Source organism: Nonomuraea sp. B19D2, from assembly GCF_040137845.1.
Taxonomy (GTDB): Bacteria; Actinomycetota; Actinomycetes; order Streptosporangiales; family Streptosporangiaceae; genus Nonomuraea.
This window is the reverse complement of sequence record NZ_JBEFAK010000011.1, coordinates 246,671-261,096: the sequence shown is the minus strand read 5'-3', so window position 1 is coordinate 261,096 and position 14,426 is coordinate 246,671. Positions and strand designations below refer to the sequence as shown.

15 protein-coding genes are annotated in these 14,426 nt (G+C 71.7%); 5 read left to right on the top strand and 10 right to left on the bottom strand.

The window, feature by feature from the left end; all coding sequences use genetic code 11:
• Positions 1–50: 50 nt before the first annotated feature.
• Positions 51–2,225, bottom strand: a complete 2,175-nt coding sequence (gene recG, locus ABN273_RS22415) for an ATP-dependent DNA helicase RecG (RefSeq protein WP_349450898.1) — start codon at positions 2,223–2,225, stop codon at positions 51–53.
• 57 nt (positions 2,226–2,282) lie between these two features.
• A complete protein-coding gene (locus tag ABN273_RS22410) occupies positions 2,283–3,830 on the bottom strand; it encodes a DAK2 domain-containing protein (RefSeq protein WP_349450897.1) in 1,548 nt (515 codons plus the stop codon).
• Positions 3,831–4,040: 210 nt separating this feature from the next.
• Between ABN273_RS22410 and rpmB the strand changes: the two genes are divergently transcribed.
• Positions 4,041–4,226, top strand: a complete 186-nt coding sequence (rpmB, locus tag ABN273_RS22405; protein ID WP_043618345.1) for a 50S ribosomal protein L28 — start codon at positions 4,041–4,043, stop codon at positions 4,224–4,226.
• A 176-nt stretch (positions 4,227–4,402) separates the two neighbouring features.
• Here the strand turns inward: rpmB and thiD are convergent, their stop codons facing one another.
• From thiD to ABN273_RS22390, 3 genes are all read right to left on the bottom strand, one after another.
• Positions 4,403–5,206: a bifunctional hydroxymethylpyrimidine kinase/phosphomethylpyrimidine kinase gene (gene thiD / locus ABN273_RS22400; protein ID WP_349450896.1), complete on the bottom strand. Its 804-nt coding sequence runs from the start codon at positions 5,204–5,206 to the stop codon at positions 4,403–4,405.
• A gap of 8 nt (positions 5,207–5,214) precedes the next feature.
• Complete coding sequence (locus tag ABN273_RS22395; protein WP_349450895.1) at positions 5,215–6,855, bottom strand: hypothetical protein; 1,641 nt, start codon at positions 6,853–6,855, stop codon at positions 5,215–5,217.
• A 268-nt stretch (positions 6,856–7,123) separates the two neighbouring features.
• Entirely contained in the window at positions 7,124–8,089 is a 966-nt protein-coding gene (locus ABN273_RS22390; protein WP_349450894.1) for a thiamine-phosphate kinase, read from the bottom strand.
• Positions 8,090–8,136: 47 nt separating this feature from the next.
• Between ABN273_RS22390 and ABN273_RS22385 the strand changes: the two genes are divergently transcribed.
• Together ABN273_RS22385 and ABN273_RS22380 are read left to right on the top strand one after the other, a co-directional pair.
• Complete coding sequence (locus ABN273_RS22385) at positions 8,137–8,370, top strand: Lrp/AsnC family transcriptional regulator (RefSeq protein WP_344991475.1); 234 nt, start codon at positions 8,137–8,139, stop codon at positions 8,368–8,370.
• Positions 8,371–8,383: 13 nt separating this feature from the next.
• Positions 8,384–8,815, top strand: a complete 432-nt coding sequence (locus tag ABN273_RS22380; protein ID WP_349450893.1) for a DUF3515 domain-containing protein — start codon at positions 8,384–8,386, stop codon at positions 8,813–8,815.
• Positions 8,816–8,855: 40 nt separating this feature from the next.
• Here ABN273_RS22380 and ABN273_RS22375 read toward each other — a convergent pair whose 3' ends face one another.
• The 3 genes from ABN273_RS22375 to ABN273_RS22365 form a co-directional block, all read right to left on the bottom strand.
• Positions 8,856–9,950, bottom strand: a complete 1,095-nt coding sequence (locus tag ABN273_RS22375) for a D-alanine--D-alanine ligase family protein (protein ID WP_349450892.1) — start codon at positions 9,948–9,950, stop codon at positions 8,856–8,858.
• A gap of 77 nt (positions 9,951–10,027) precedes the next feature.
• Entirely contained in the window at positions 10,028–11,038 is a 1,011-nt protein-coding gene (locus ABN273_RS22370) for an NAD(P)H-dependent glycerol-3-phosphate dehydrogenase (protein WP_349450891.1), read from the bottom strand.
• A 4-nt stretch (positions 11,039–11,042) separates the two neighbouring features.
• Positions 11,043–11,699 carry a lysophospholipid acyltransferase family protein gene (locus tag ABN273_RS22365; protein ID WP_349450890.1) on the bottom strand — a complete coding sequence of 219 codons (657 nt, stop codon included), beginning with the start codon at positions 11,697–11,699 and terminating at the stop codon, positions 11,043–11,045.
• 134 nt (positions 11,700–11,833) lie between these two features.
• Here ABN273_RS22365 and cofC point away from each other — a divergent pair, with 134 nt between their 5' ends.
• Positions 11,834–12,469 (top strand): 2-phospho-L-lactate guanylyltransferase, encoded by a 636-nt coding sequence (cofC, locus tag ABN273_RS22360; protein WP_349450889.1) that lies wholly within the window; start codon positions 11,834–11,836, stop codon positions 12,467–12,469.
• Here the strand turns inward: cofC and ABN273_RS22355 are convergent.
• Complete coding sequence (locus tag ABN273_RS22355) at positions 12,464–13,675, bottom strand: MFS transporter (RefSeq protein ID WP_349450888.1); 1,212 nt, start codon at positions 13,673–13,675, stop codon at positions 12,464–12,466. The genes cofC and ABN273_RS22355 overlap by 6 nt on opposite strands.
• Before the next feature lie 57 nt (positions 13,676–13,732).
• Here ABN273_RS22355 and ABN273_RS22350 point away from each other — a divergent pair, with 57 nt between their 5' ends.
• A complete protein-coding gene (locus ABN273_RS22350) occupies positions 13,733–13,972 on the top strand; it encodes a hypothetical protein (protein ID WP_349450887.1) in 240 nt (79 codons plus the stop codon).
• A gap of 107 nt (positions 13,973–14,079) precedes the next feature.
• Here the strand turns inward: ABN273_RS22350 and ABN273_RS22345 are convergent, their stop codons facing one another.
• Positions 14,080–14,379: an HU family DNA-binding protein gene (locus ABN273_RS22345; protein WP_349450886.1), complete on the bottom strand. Its 300-nt coding sequence runs from the start codon at positions 14,377–14,379 to the stop codon at positions 14,080–14,082.
• Between the last annotated feature and the right edge of the window lie 47 nt (positions 14,380–14,426).

Sequence of the window (14,426 nt, the reverse complement as noted above, 5' to 3'; positions counted from 1 at the left end):
CGCGGCTGGGCCTTTTTCTTTGTCCTTATTTGCGCGGCGTATCCGCCGCGTCAGGTCTTCTCCAGGTACTCGGCGCGTTCGTCGGCCAGCAGGCGGACGATCTCGGCCCGCAGACCCTCGTGCGAGTCCAGGTCGGGGTCCTCGGCCAGCAGCGCGGCCGCCTCGTCGCGGGCGGTGGCGATCACGTCCTCGTCCCGCAGCAGCTGCAGCAGCTTCAGCGACGACCGCTTGCCCGACTGCGCCGCCCCCAGCACGTCGCCCTCCCGCCGCTGCTCCAGGTCCACGCGCGACAGCTCGAAGCCGTCCAAGGTGGCGGCCACCGCGTCCAGGCGGGCGCGGGCCGGGGTGCCCTCGGGGAAGTCCGAGACCAGGAGGCACAAACCCGGCAGGCCGCCACGGCCGACGCGGCCGCGGAGCTGGTGGAGCTGGGAGACGCCGAAGCGGTCGGCGTCCATGATGATCATGACGGAGGAGTTGGGGACGTCGACCCCCACCTCGATCACCGTGGTGGCCACCAGGACGTCCAGCTCGCCCCGCGTGAACGAGCGCATGAGCGCGTCCTTCTCCTCCGGCGGGAGCTTGCCGTGCAGCGTGCCGACGCGCAAGTCGTGGAAGGGGCCGCTCTTCAGCAGCTCGGCCACGTCGAGGACCGCGAGCGGCGGGCGGCGCTCGTCGTCGCCCGCCGCCGCCAGGTCACCCTCGTCGCCCTCCAGGTCGCCGATGCGCGGGCACACGATGTACGCCTGGCGCCCCAGTGCCACCTCCTCCCGCACCCGCTCCCACGTGCGTTCGAGATAGTGCGGCTTCTCGGCCGCCGGGACGACATGGGTGGAGATGGGGGCGCGCCCGGCCGGGAGCTGGGACAGCGTGGAGACCTCCAGGTCGCCGAAGACCGTCATGGCGACCGTGCGCGGGATCGGGGTGGCCGTCATGACCAGGACGTGCGGCCGCCCGCCCCCCGCCTTCTCGCGCAGCGCGTCACGCTGCTCGACCCCGAACCGGTGCTGCTCGTCCACCACGACCAGCCCCAGGTCGGCGAACTGCACGTGCTCCTGCAGCAGCGCGTGCGTGCCCACGACGATCCCCGCCGTGCCCGAGGCGGCATCCAGCAGGGCCGAACGGCGGGCGGCGGCGCCCATCGAGCCGGTCAGCAGCGTCACCGCCGTGCCCCCGAACATGCCACCCTGCGCCAGGTCTCCCAGCATGTTCGTGATCGAGCGATGGTGCTGCTGGGCCAGCACCTCCGTGGGCGCCAGCAGCGCCGCCTGGCCGCCCGCGTCGACCACCTGGAGCATCGCCCGCAGCGCCACGACCGTCTTGCCCGCGCCGACCTCGCCCTGCAGCAGCCGGTGCATCGGGTGCTCGCGCGCGAGATCGTCGGCGATCTCCTCGCCGACCTCCGCCTGCCCCTCCGTCAGCGAGAACGGCAGCCGCGCGTCGAAGTCGGCCAGCATGCCGCCGGAACGCCTGGGCCTGGCCTTGGCGGGCAGCGCGGTGGCGGCCTGGCGCCGCTGCAGCAGCACGGCCTGCAACACGAACGCCTCGTCGAACTTCAGCCGCTTACGCGCCCGCCCCACCTCGGCGAAGTCCTTCGGCCGGTGGATGGCCACCAGCGCCTCGCCCAGATCCTGCAGCCCGTGGCGGGCGCGCAGGCCGGCGGGCAGCGGGTCGTCGAGCGGGCCCAGCGTGTCGAGCACGACGCCGACCGCGCGCCTGATCGCCCACGGCGTGAGCTCCTTGCCGGCCGGATAGATCGGCACCGGCGCCGACGCGAACTCCTCCGCGCTCGCCTCGCTCTCCTCGAACAGCTCGAACTCCGGGTGCGCGAGCTGCCAGCGCGGGTTCGTCCGCGACCCGAACAGCCCCACCTTGCCGGCGAACATGCCGCGCCGTCCCGGCTTGAGCCGCGACTCCGCCACATGGGAGCCCTTGCCGAAGAACGACAGGTAGATCTTGTTGCCGTTTCCGTCGACGACCTCGACCTCCAGCCAGGTGCCGCCACGGTTGCGCATGGGCTTGCGCATGAGCCTGGTCACCTCGCCGACCACGGTGACGTGCTCGTCGACCTCCAGCGCGTCGAGCGAGGTCAGCTCGCCGCGCTCGGCGTAGCGCCGCGGGTAGTGGCGCAGCAGGTCGCCGACCGTCTCCAGGTCGAGCACGCTGTGCAGGAGCTTGGCGGTCTTCGGGTCGAGCGCCTTCGTCAGAGGCTCGTCGAAACGGCTCACGGCATTAAGTTCTACCGCCTCAGCCCGACAGGAATCCCGTTCATCGCCGGCGTCGGGTCACTCCACGCCGATCAGGAGCGGATAACCCCCCTGCTCGCCGTCGTACACGACCAGGTCCACGTCCGGCCGCGTACGCCTCAGGTGCTCCTCCAGGTCCGCCGCCAGCCCGGGCGGCGCCTCAGAGCCCGTGACCAGGGTCACCAGCTCGCCGCCACCCGCCACCATCCGGTCCACGACCATGGTCGCCACGCGGTCGAGCGAGCCGCCGATCACCGCGACATCCCCGTCGATCATGCCGAGCACGTCCCCGGGACGGCACACCCCCGCGCTCGTGACCGCCTCACGGTCCGCCACCGTCACGTGCCCGTACCGCGTGTGCCCCGCGGCGTCGGTCATCGCCACCACGTCGTCGTCGAAGCGCCGCAGCGGGTCGTGCACGGCCAGCGCCGCCAGCCCCTGGACGGTCGCCTCCGTCGGCAGCACGCTGACCGTGACCCCGTCCTCGCGGGCGATCTCCGCGGCCGCGGCGGCGATGGACCTGACGCCCTCGTCGTTCGGCAGGACCGCGACCTCGGTGCCGGCCTGCCTGATCGCGGCCAGCATGGCGGGAAGCGTGGGCCGCGTGCCCGGCGCGCGCCGGACCACGACAGCGCCGGACTCCTCGAAGAGCGCCGCGATCCCGTCCCCCGCGGCCACCGTCACCACGCCCCTGCCCGCGCTGCCGCGGTGGGTGCGCTCGGCCAGGTACGTGATCCTGATCCGGTGCGGCCGGCCCGCCCGCACGCCGGCCTCCACGGCGGGGCCGGCCTCGGCCACGTGGACGTGCACGTTCCACAGGCCCCCGCCGCCGACCACGACCAGCGAGTCACCCATGGCGTCGAGCTCCTCGCGCAGCGCGGCCACCGCGGCGTCGTCGGCCTCCAGCAGGTACATCACCTCGTACCCGGCGCCCACTTCGGCCATCGGCGAGACCTTGGCGGTCGGCGCCGGCACGTCGTAGTGGTCGGTGTAGGAGCCGGTGAGCACGGCGGCCAGGGTCTCCAGCACGATCGCCGCCCCCGCCCCGCCCGCGTCCACCACGCCGCTGCGGGCCAGCACCTCGAGCTGGCCGGGCGTGCGCCGCAGCGCCGCGCGGGCCTCGCCCGCCGCCTGCCGCGCCACCTCGGGCAGATCGTCCCCGTCCACGTCCTGTACGGCCCGCGCGGCGGACTCCAGCACGCTCAGCACCGTGCCCTCCACCGGCCTGGCCACCGCCTCCCTGGCCAGCACGGCGGCCCTGAGCAGCCCGGCCCGCAGATCGGGGCCGTCCTTCAGCACCTCGGCGAGACCGCGTAACGCCTGACTGACGATCACCCCGGAGTTGCCGCGGGCCCCGACCAGGGCGCCGTACGAGAGCGTCTGCCACATCACGGCCGCTTCCACCTCATCCGGCAGCGACTCGACGGCCTCGGCCGCGGACAGCATGGTCAGGTGCAGGTTGGTGCCGGTGTCACCGTCGGCCACCGGGAACACGTTGAGCGCGTCGATCTCCGCGCTGGCCCGGCCGAGCGCGTCGGCGGCCAGGCGGGCCCAGCGGCGCACCGCGGGCGGGTCGAGGATCTTCATCTGCACCCTCCGAAACCAGCCGACCCCAACCGAATGCGCTACTGTTGCCGAAGGAGAATATCGCTGCTGGGTCTCCGGTCCTAGCGTTCCAGTTCGCGCCCATCGGTGTGGATCGGATATTCTCGTCTGGCTGGCCGGTTGTCCCGGCATGCCCTCCGCCCGGAAAGCATCAGCGGACAGGGCTACATCGACTGTTTTAAGGAGCGAACCGTGGCTTCCGTCTGCGATGTTTGCCGCAAGGGCCCGACCTTCGGCAACAACGTGTCCCACTCGCACCGCCGCACCCGTCGTCGTTGGAACCCCAACATCCAGACGGTTCGCGCGGTCGTCGGCGGCACGCCGAAGAAGCTGAACGTGTGCACCTCGTGCATCAAGGCGGGCAAGGTCACCCGCTAGTCCCACACTTCTCGCGCAAGCCCGTCGCTCTCTCGGGGAGCGGCGGGCTTGCGCGCTTTCGTGCGTTTCCCCGGCGGCCACGGACGGCCCCTCGTCGGCCGGCCGGTTCGCGCACCGGCTCACCACCCGTGGTCCGCGGCGTTCACCGCGCCGGGAGCCGGGCTACCCGCCCCGCGTCAGCGCCAGCGCCAGGCGTGGTCCACCGGGCCGATGCCGCCGCCCAGGGGGAAGCCGCGAGCGATCGCGCCCGTCACGTACTCCTTCGCCTTGCCCACCGCCTCCGGCACCTCGTCACCCAGCGCCAGCCGGGAGGCGATGGCCGAGGCCAGCGTGCAGCCCGTGCCGTGGGTGTGGCGGTTGTCGAGGCGTTCGGCGGCGAAGCGGTATTCGCTCGTGCCGTCCGTGAGCAGGTCGACCGGCGCCCCGGGCAGGTGACCGCCCTTGATCAGCGCCCAGGCGGACCCCAGCTCCAGCACGGCGTCCGCGGCCCGCCGCAGCCCGTCCTCGTCCTCGACCTTGACGGAGGTGAGCTGCTCCACCTCCCACAGGTTCGGCGTCGCCACGGTGGCCACGGGCAGCAGCAGCGTCCGGACCGTCTCCACGGCCTCGGGCGCGAGCAGCGAGTCGCCGTGCTTCGACACCCCGACGGGATCCACGACCACCGGGGCGGCGTACGAGCCGAGCACGCCGGCCACCGTCTCGACCAGCGCGGGAGAGGCCAGCATGCCGGTCTTCACCGCCTGTGCGCCGATGTCGCCGAGCACCGAGTCGAGCTGCGCCCGCACGGCCTCGGGCGGCAGCTCCCAGTAGCCCTGGACGCCCAGCGAGTTCTGCGCCGTCACCGCGGCGATGACACTCATGCCGTGGACGCCCATGGCCATCATGGTCTTCAGGTCGGCCTGTATGCCCGCGCCGCCCCCTGAATCGGAGCCGGCGACGGTCAGCACACATGGAGGAGTCAAAACCGTCATGTCCCCCATCCAACCACTCAGCTGACGGCGCAATCCCCGCTGACCAGCCCGCAGTTCGCGGCCTTCTCACCCTTGCCCGTGGCGGTGAACGAGACGGCGACCGAGTCACCCGCCGCCAGCGAGGCCGACAGGTCGAGGATCAGCAGGTCGCCGTCCTGCGTCCACTGGGCGCCGGTCACGCTCACGACCTTGCCCTCCACCGGGACGGACACGGTGGGGTTCTCGAGCGTCTGCTGGGACGTGTTCGAGAGCGTCATGTCGGCCTTGTAGGTGAGCACGCCCTGCCTGATGCTCTGCCGGACGTTCATCGAGCCGCCCTGCCCGGACCCGAAGGTGCCCGTGCTGGTGGGGGCGGCCGAGACGCCGCTGGTGGACGCGCCGCCGGTGTCGGAGTCGTTCAGCGTCGAGGGCTCCGCGGCCGGAGTCTCGGACACGCTCTCCTCGACGGGCGGCGTCGGCTCCTTCGTCGGCTTCGCGGACGTCTTCACCTTGGTCCTGGTGGGCGTCGGCGTGGCGGACGAGGTGCGCCGCGGCGTGCGGGCGCTGTAGGAGGCCGTCGGCGACGGAGCCGTGGAGGGCGTGGCGGTGTCCTCCTCGCTCGGCTCGTCCGTCGGCTCCGCCTCGGGCTCGGTCGGCTCCTCGCTCGGCTGGGAGACCTCGGGGCCCGGCTGGTTGCTGGACGCCTGTACGGCGGCGCAGGTCGTACCCGCGCACTTGCCCGGCTCGCTCGACGAGCTCATGAACTTGACGCCCGCCACGGTGCCGCCCAGCACGACGGCCACGGCGGCGACGGACAGCAGCGCGACCCGGCCCTTGCCTCCGCCCGAGGGGGGCGCGGCGAGCACGTCGTCGCCGCCGCGTCCGCCTTTACGGCGCCCGCGCCGGCCCTTCGGGTCGTCCGGCCCGTCGAAGCCGGAGCCGGAGCGGGAGTCGGACGACCAGTCGGAGCCGAGAAACCCGGTCTCGGCGTTCGCCCAGGCGGGAGCCTGCACGGCCGTCGGCTCCCCGGCCACCTTGACGTCCCCCGGCTCGGGCGGGCCGGGCGACACGGGAACATCGAACCTTCCGGTGCGCTCGCCGGGTCCCGAGCGATCGCCGCGAGGCCCGCCGAAGGCGGCACCAGGCGCGTCCGGACCGTCGAAGAAAGCCGTGCGCTCAGCGGGGCCCGGCGCATCCGGGCCGTCAAAGAAGGCCGTGCGCTCGGAGGGACCCGGCGCATCTGGACCGCCGAAGAAAGCCGTGCGCTCAGTGGGGCCTGGCGCGTCCGGGCCGTCGAAGAAGGTCGTGCGCTCCATTGGCCCGTCAAAGGGACCCGGCGGGTCGAAGGGGCCCCGCCCAGCGGACGGGCCCGGTGCACCAGGGCCGGGCATCGGGCCGTGGCCGGGCGTCCGGTCGGGGCCGCCGAAGACGGCCGTCTGGTCGGCGGGGCCGTCAAAGGGACGGTCGGCTGGTGGGCCCCACTCCGACGGGCGGGCGAAGGCGCCCGTCGTCTCGAACGGCCCGGCCTCCTCCCCCGGCCTCGGCGGGAAGGCACGCGCGGGGTCGTTGGCCGGGGGGAAACCGCCGGCGGGGTCGTTGGGCAGCGCGAAGGCCCCGGTGGTCTCGAACGGCTCGGACTGCGGCCCGCGCGGCGGCGGCCCGTCCGTGCGCCGCGGCATGGGAGCCCACTGGCCAGTCACCTCAGGTTCGTCCGGCAACGAGGGCCAGCCCGGCGGCTCGGCCTGCTCGTCAGGACCCCAGAATGCGCTGTTGTTCCCCCGTTCATCCCCATCGTCGGATCCACCTGTGCCGTGGCGGCCCATGGCTGCCCTTTCTCGCGGTTACAGTGGCCGCCAATCTTCATAACACCTTTGCTACGCGGTTGTCACAGCAATCCCCGCAGTCCCACCACAAATCAGGAAAATTTCATGTAAATCGGACAAGTCGTCACTCAAAGTGATCCCAGCCGCGCCGGCCGATCTCCCGCCCCTGCACCAGCACGCCCTCACCCGTGATCACCCGGCCCACGACCTGCCAGGATGGCGGCAGCCGTACATCTGCGGGGAAAACCGCGGCGAGCGCGTGATCCTCACCGCCTGTGAGCACCCACTCCAGTGGATCGGCCCCCAATTCCTTGGCCGCGACGGACACGGGCTCCCCCACCGCGAACGCCCGCGGATCCAGCTCGATGCGCACGCCGCTGGCCTCGGCGACGTGGCCGAGGTCCTGCAGCAGCCCGTCGCTGACGTCCAGCATCGCGCTCGCGCCCAGCTCGGCGGCCCGCGGCCCCATCTCGTACGGAGGACACGGCCGCCGATGCGCGACCACGGCCTCCTCGAGAACGGGGTTCAGCGGCACCCCGGCCTCCAGCAGCGCCCACCCGGCGGCGGCGTACCCCAACCGGCCGGTCACCGCCACCACCTGCCCGGGCCTGGCACCCGAGCGCGTCACAGGCGCCCGGCCGCCGAGGTCGCCCAGCGCGGTCACTCCGATGACCACCAGGTCGCACTTCGTGATGTCGCCCCCGGCCACGCTCGCCCCGACCACCGCGCACTCGTCGCGGAACCCGTCCGTGAGGTCGTCCAGCCACTTCAGGGGAAGGTCGGCGGGCATGCCCAGCCCGACCACGATGGACGTCGGCCGGGCGCCCATGGCGGCCACGTCGGCCAGATTCTGGGCCGCGGCCTTGCGGCCCACGTCATAGCCGCTGGACCAATCGCGCCGAAAGTGTCTACCCTCGATCAGCAAATCCGTTGAGACCACGACACGGCCGTCGGACGCGCCGATGACAGCGGCGTCGTCACCCGGGCCTAGCATCACCGCCGCGCCCTGGGGCAGACGTCCGGTAATACGATTTATCACTCCGAACTCGCCGAGATCTCCGACTGTGATGACGCACCTCCTGACGCACACAGGGTACGGTGGCCCTTCGGCGTGATCCAATCGCCTGGGAGGACGTGATGGTGCAGGCCTACATCCTTATTCAGACCGAGGTCGGCAAGGCCGCTGCCGTGGCTCAGGAGATTTCCGGGATTCCCGGCGTCACCCAGGCTGAAGACGTGACAGGGCCCTACGACGTGATCGTTCGTGCGGAGGCCAACAACGTCGACGAGCTGGGCAAGCTCGTGGTGGCACAGATTCAGGCAGTGGAGGGCATCACGCGTACTCTTACGTGTCCGATCGTCCATATCTGAAGGTAGTCGTCGCATGCGTGCCGCCGCCGTCCTGCTCGTTCTCCTCGCACTCGCCGGTTGCGGCGGCACCGTACAGGTCGATCCACCCAAGCCGCAGGGCGACGCGGTGGCGGCCTGCGACAAGCTGGCGACGCTGCTGCCCCAGACGCTCGACGGCGACCGGCGTGGCACGTCCACGCCGGAGTCGCCGTACGTGGCCGTCTGGGGCGAGGCCGCCATCGCGCTGCGCTGCGGCGTGCCCAGGCCCGCCAGGATGGCGCCGACCGACCAGCTCCAGGAGATCGGCGGGGTGGGCTGGTTCGCCGACCCGGACAGGCCCACCCTGTTCACCGCGGTGACGGACACGGCCTATGTGGAGGTCACGGTCGGCGGCGAGCACGTGGCCGCCGAGGTGCTCGCGGACCTGTCGAAGCCGATCTCCCAGGTCTCCACGCCACCCCGCTGAGCCGTCAACGCAGCCGTGACAGCGCGAGCCGGCTGAGCCGTCAACGCAGTCCCGTCGGCCGTGACAGCGCGAGCTGGATGAGCCGGTCGACCAGCGCCGGGTAGTCCAGGCCCGAGGCGGCCCAGAGCTGCGGCGCCACCGACAGCGACGTGAAGCCGGGCATGGTGTTGATCTCGTTGAAGATCAGCTCGCCGTCGGGCGTGTAGAAGAAGTCGACCCGCGCGAGCCCCTCGCAGTCGAGCGACTCGAACGCGCGCACGGCCATCGCCCGCAGCTCCGCAACCGTCTCCTCGGGAATGTCGGCGGGCACGGTGAGCGACATCTGGTCGGGGTAGTACTTCGCCTCGAAGTCGAAGAACTCCTGGCCGCCCTCGACCTTCACCTCGCCGGGCAGCGACGCCGCCGCGGGCTCGTCGCCGAGCGACTCCAGCACCGCGCACTCGATCTCGCGGCCCTCGATCGCGGCCTCGATCAGCACCTTCGGGTCGTGCTGCCTGGCGAACTCCACGGCCGACTCGAGCTCGGCCATGTCGGAGGCCTTGGAGATGCCCTGCGACGAGCCCGCCCTGGCGGGCTTGACGAACACCGGCCAGCCGAGCGACTCCGCCTCCTTGAGCACGCGGCCCCGGTCGAGCCGCCAGTCACGGTCGCGTACGACGACGTAGCGGCCGGTCGGCAACCCCGCGGCGGCCATCACGGTCTTCATGTAGGCCTTGTCCATGCCCACGGCGCTGGCCAGCACGCCGGAGCCGACGTAGCGCACCCCGGCCATCTCCAGCAGCCCCTGGATCGTGCCGTCCTCGGCGAACGGCCCGTGCATCACGGGGAAGACCACGTCCACGGTGCCGAGCTCCACGGGGATGCTGCCGGCGTCGTACGCCACCAGCGAGCTCCCGCCGGACGGCAGCGCCAGCGCCGCGCCCGAGGTGTCGACGACGGGCAGCTCGCCCGACTCGATGGCGTACCGCTGGTCGGAAGCTGCCAGCACCCACCTGCCGTCCTGGGCGATCCCGACGGGGATGACCTCGTACTTGCTCCTGTCGATCGCATCCAGAACGCTGCCCGCGCCCATCAGGGACACGGCGTGCTCAGAATTGCGGCCTCCGAAAACGACGGCGACGCGTGGCTTGCTCATGGTCTCCGAATCTACCGGGGTGTTCTGGTCACAGCGAGCCGAGCACGCCGTAATCAGGTCTTTCTCCCACCGTAAGCTCAGATTCCGTAGCGTTCCGGCTTGGGTGAGCGGGACATGAGCAGCATGCCCGCCTCGGCGGGAGACATGCCGTCGTGCACGACCCCGACGACGACCTCGGTGATCGGCATCTCGACGTCGTGCTTCCTGGCCAGCTCCAGCACGGACTCGCAGGACTTCACGCCCTCCGCGGTCTGCTTGGTGGCCGCCACGACCTCGTCGAGGGTCATGCCCCTGCCCAGGTTCTCGCCGAAGGTGCGGTTGCGCGACAGCGGCGACGTACAGGTCGCCACGAGGTCCCCCATCCCGGCGAGCCCCGCGAACGTGTGCTGGTCGGCCCCCAGCGCCGCGCCCAGGCGGGAGATCTCGGCCAGCCCCCTGGTGATGAGCATGGCGCTGACGTTGTCGCCCATGCCCATGCCCGCGGAGACGCCCACAGCAAGCGCGATCACGTTCTTCACCGCGCCGCCGAGCTCGACCCCGACCACGTCGGGGTTGGTGTACGGGCGGAACCACGGCGGCAGGTGGCAGATCGCCTGGAGGCGGGCGGCGACCGACTCGTCGGTGCAGGCGGCGACCGTGGCGGCGGGCTGGCGTTCGGCGATCTCCCTGGCCAGGTTGGGGCCGGAGATGACCGCGACCCGCTCCTCTGGCACCTCGGCGACCTCGCGGATCACCTCGCTCATCCGCTTGGTGGTGCCCAGCTCGATGCCCTTCATCAGGCTCACCAGAACCGCGTTCGGCGGGATGTGCTCGCGCCATGCGGCCAGGTTGGGCCGCAACTGCTGCGAGGGCACGGCCAGCACCACGAACTCGGCCCCGTCGAGCGCACGCGCCGGATCGGTCGTCGCGCGCAGCCTCTCCGGGAGGGCGATGCCCGGCAGGTAGTCGGGGTTGACGTGGTCGCGGTCGATCGCCTCGACCAGCTCCTGCCTGCGCCCCCACAGCGTGACCTCGTTGCCCGCCTCCGCGAGGATCATCGCGAACGTGGTGCCCCACGAACCCGTGCCGAACACGGCCACCTTCGTCATGCCATCACCGCCCGGCCGGATCGTAGGGAGTCTCAGGTGCCTGCTCGCCACGCAGCTCGGCGAGCTGCTCGGTGATGGCCGCCATGATGTCGGCCGTCGCCTCGCGCAACACGTCCGCATGCAGCGGCTTGCCCTCGTACTTCGACAGGTCCACCGGCGGCCCCACCGTCACGTGGAACGTCTTGCGCGGGAACAGCCTGGGCTTCTTCTCCCCATATGGCAGGAGCTCATGCGCGCCCCAGTGGGCCACCGGGATGACCGGCGCGCCGCTCTCCAGCGCCAGCCGGGCCGCGCCCGTCTTGCCCACCATGGGCCACAGGCCGGGATCGCGGGTGCACGTGCCCTCCGGGTAGAACAGGATCGCGCTGCCGTCCTTGAGCCGCTGAGCGGAGACTTGCAGCGACTTGGCCGCCTCGGCGCTGGCGCGGTAGACCGGGATCGCGAGCAGCCCCGTCACGGCCCTGCCCAGGAACGGCACCTTGAACAGCGCGGCCTTGGCCAGGATCACCGGCCAGCGGCCGTTGTTGTAGAGGAAGTGGGACAGCAGGACGGGATCAGTCCAGGAGAGGTGGTTGGCCGCGATGATCACGCCGCCGGTGCGCGGGATGCGCTCTCCCTTGCGCCAGTCCTTCTTGACCAGGAGCCGGGACAGCGGTTTCACGATAACTACTGCCAGGGTTTCCCAGAAACGCGACGGTCTCGTGGGGCGGCTCATGGTCTCCTCCAACACGTACGGGGTGCGCCCCAAGTCTCCCGGGTGGCCGCGTGGGATGTCGAGGCGGGATGCTTAAGACTATGAGCATCCGCTGGTCACTGGTGATCCCGGTGAAGACGCTGGTCGCGGCGAAGACAAGGCTGGCCGCGGCGACGGGACCGCATCGCACCCGGCTGGCAGTGGCGGTGGCCAGCGACACCGTGGCGGCGGCGCTGTCATGCGCGCAGGTCGCCCGGGTGATCGTGGTGACGGCCGATCCCGCCGCCGCGGGGCCGCTGGGCGCGCTGGGGGCCGAGGTGGTGCCCGATCCGGACCGCGGGCTGAACACCGCCTTACGGACAGGGGCCGCCCACGCCGTACGCGTCGCGCCCGGCGACGCGGTGGGGGCGCTCCAGGCGGACCTGCCTGCCCTGCGCTCCTCCGAGCTGGGAGTGGCGCTGTCGGCGGCGGCCGAGCTGGACCAGGCCTTCGTGCCGGACGCGCTCGACGTGGGGACGACCTTCTACGGGGTACGGCCCGGGATGCCGTTCACGCCCAGGTTCGGCGGGGAGTCGCGGGCCAAGCATCTGGCGGTCGGGGCCAAGGAGCTGTGCCTGCCGGGGATCGAGTCCGTACGGCGGGATGTGGACACGCCCGACGACCTGCGCGCGGCCATCGCGCTGGGCCTCGGCCCGCACACGGCCGCGGTGGTCGCCGAGCTGTGGCCCTCCTCATGAGAGGGAAGCGGGCGCCTTCATGATGGCGGGCGAGGTCACCACCGCCAGGTGTGCCAGGCCCATCAGGGCCACGCCCGCGGCGAAGACCGTGTAGCCGCCGAACCACTCCCCCAGCGCGCCGCCGACCAGGCCGCCCAACGGGAAGGCGCCCCACATGAGGAAGCGCATGCTGGCGTTGACCCGGCCGAGCAGATGGTCGGGGGTGATGCGCTGGCGGTAGCTGAGCTGGGCGATCCCGAAGATCGAGCCGGCCACGCCGTACAGCGACCCGGCCACCGGGAAGATCAGCAGCCGCCAGCCGGGGCCGGTCGCCAGGGCGGGCAGGTAGAGCACGGTCGCCAGGACGGCGGAGCCGTACAGGGTGCGGCCGGTGCCGAAGCGGGCCGTGACGCGGGCCGCCAGCACGGCGCCGACGATGGAGCCGACGGCGGCGGCCGACAGCAGCAGCCCGTACTGGGCGGAGCCGACGCCGAGCTGCTTGATCAGGTAGAGCGGCAGGCCGACCGCGCAGACGCTATTGGCGATCATGACCAGCGCGCCGCTGACCGCGATCCTGCGCAGCACCCGCTCTCCCGCGACGAACTTGACGCCTTCCGCCACCTCGTGCCGCAGTAATCCACGCTCGCCGCGCCGCGGAGTCTCCTGAGCCCGCACGCCCGACAGCAGGAGCGCGGAGGCGAGGTAGCTGACGGCGTCGGCGAGCAGCGCGATCGGCGCGGTGAGCGCGGCGGCCATCCAGCCCCCGACGCCCGGTCCGGCGAGCACCGAGACGGTCCTGGTGACCTCCAGGAGGCCGTTGCCGCGTTCGAGGCGCTCCTTGGGCACGATGGCGGGCAGGAAGCTCAGGTGGGCGACGTCGAAGAACACCGTGCCCACGCCCAGCACCAGCGCGACGACGTAGAGCTGGGGCAGCGTCAGCACGCCGAGCCAGGCCGCCACCGGGATCGACAGCAGCGCCACTCCGCGCGCGACGTCGGACCAGATGAGGATCGGGCGGCGCCGTGCCCGGTCCACCCACACGCCCGCGGGCAGGCCGATCAGCAGGAAGGCGATCATCTGGGCCGCCGACAGCAGGCCGAGCTGGAAGGCTCCGGCGTCCAGCGTGAGGAGCGCCGTCAGCGGCAGGGCCACGACCGTGACCTGGGTGCCCATTTGCGTGACGCCGTTCGCCCACACGAATCGCCAGAAGTCACCCGCACGTGCCATGATCCGCGATTCTGGTGGCCTCGCCGGGTGAGGGGCAAACCAATTACGCTGATCTGCGTGCAGGGAACGGTACGCAGCTTCGACGAGGCCACGCGCTCGGGCACGGTGTTCCTGGACGACGGGACCGTGCTGGAGTTCGGCACACCCGCCTTCGACGCGGGGCCGCTGCGGCTGCTGCGCACGGGCCAGCGGGTCAACCTCGCGATGTCCGGCGGGGAGATCACCTACATCACGCTCTCGACTTTCCCGGTCCCAGACTCATTCGCTCAGCCGCGGCCGGCGAACGACACGGAGTAGCGGTCGGGGGCGGGCACGAAGCGGCGGCCCGGCGGCGCTTTCGGCGGATTGCGCGAGGCAAATGCGAACGCCCGGGCCGACGGCCCGGGCGTACTGGTTCGCTGGGATTACTTCTTCTTCCCGGCTTTCTTGCCGCCCTGGTTGACCAGTTCCTTGAAGTCGGACCCCGGGCGGAACTTCGGCCCCCAGCTCTCGGGAACGTTGATTTCCGCGCCGGTCGACGGGTTCCTGGCCGTGCGGGCGGGCTTGTGCACCATCTCGAACGCGCCGAAGCCCGTGATCGAGACCTTGTCGCCGCTGGCCACGGCTTTCTGGACGGCGTCGATGACCGCGTTTACGGCCTCGGTGGCCGTCTTCCTGTCGCCCACCCGATCCGTGATGGCCTCGACGAGTTCTCGCTTGTTCATGAAAGTCCTGCTCCCCCAGTTACGGCTCGGGGTTCCAGCTCACGAGT

Bases quoted from the DNA above. Each gene is read 5' to 3' on its own strand.
- ABN273_RS22410 (WP_349450897.1), bottom strand. From the start codon at position 3,830: ATGAAGATCCTCGACCCGCCCGCGGTGCGCCGCTGGGCCCGCCTGGCC.
- thiD (WP_349450896.1), bottom strand. From the start codon at position 5,206: ATGGGGGACATGACGGTTTTGACTCCTCCATGTGTGCTGACCGTCGCC.
- ABN273_RS22395 (WP_349450895.1), bottom strand. From the start codon at position 6,855: ATGCCGCGGCGCACGGACGGGCCGCCGCCGCGCGGGCCGCAGTCCGAG.
- ABN273_RS22385 (WP_344991475.1), top strand. From the start codon at position 8,137: ATGGTGCAGGCCTACATCCTTATTCAGACCGAGGTCGGCAAGGCCGCT.
- ABN273_RS22380 (WP_349450893.1), top strand. From the start codon at position 8,384: ATGCGTGCCGCCGCCGTCCTGCTCGTTCTCCTCGCACTCGCCGGTTGC.
- ABN273_RS22375 (WP_349450892.1), bottom strand. From the start codon at position 9,950: ATGAGCAAGCCACGCGTCGCCGTCGTTTTCGGAGGCCGCAATTCTGAG.
- ABN273_RS22370 (WP_349450891.1), bottom strand. From the start codon at position 11,038: ATGACGAAGGTGGCCGTGTTCGGCACGGGTTCGTGGGGCACCACGTTC.
- cofC (WP_349450889.1), top strand. From the start codon at position 11,834: ATGAGCATCCGCTGGTCACTGGTGATCCCGGTGAAGACGCTGGTCGCG.
- ABN273_RS22355 (WP_349450888.1), bottom strand. From the start codon at position 13,675: ATGGCACGTGCGGGTGACTTCTGGCGATTCGTGTGGGCGAACGGCGTC.
- ABN273_RS22345 (WP_349450886.1), bottom strand. From the start codon at position 14,379: ATGAACAAGCGAGAACTCGTCGAGGCCATCACGGATCGGGTGGGCGAC.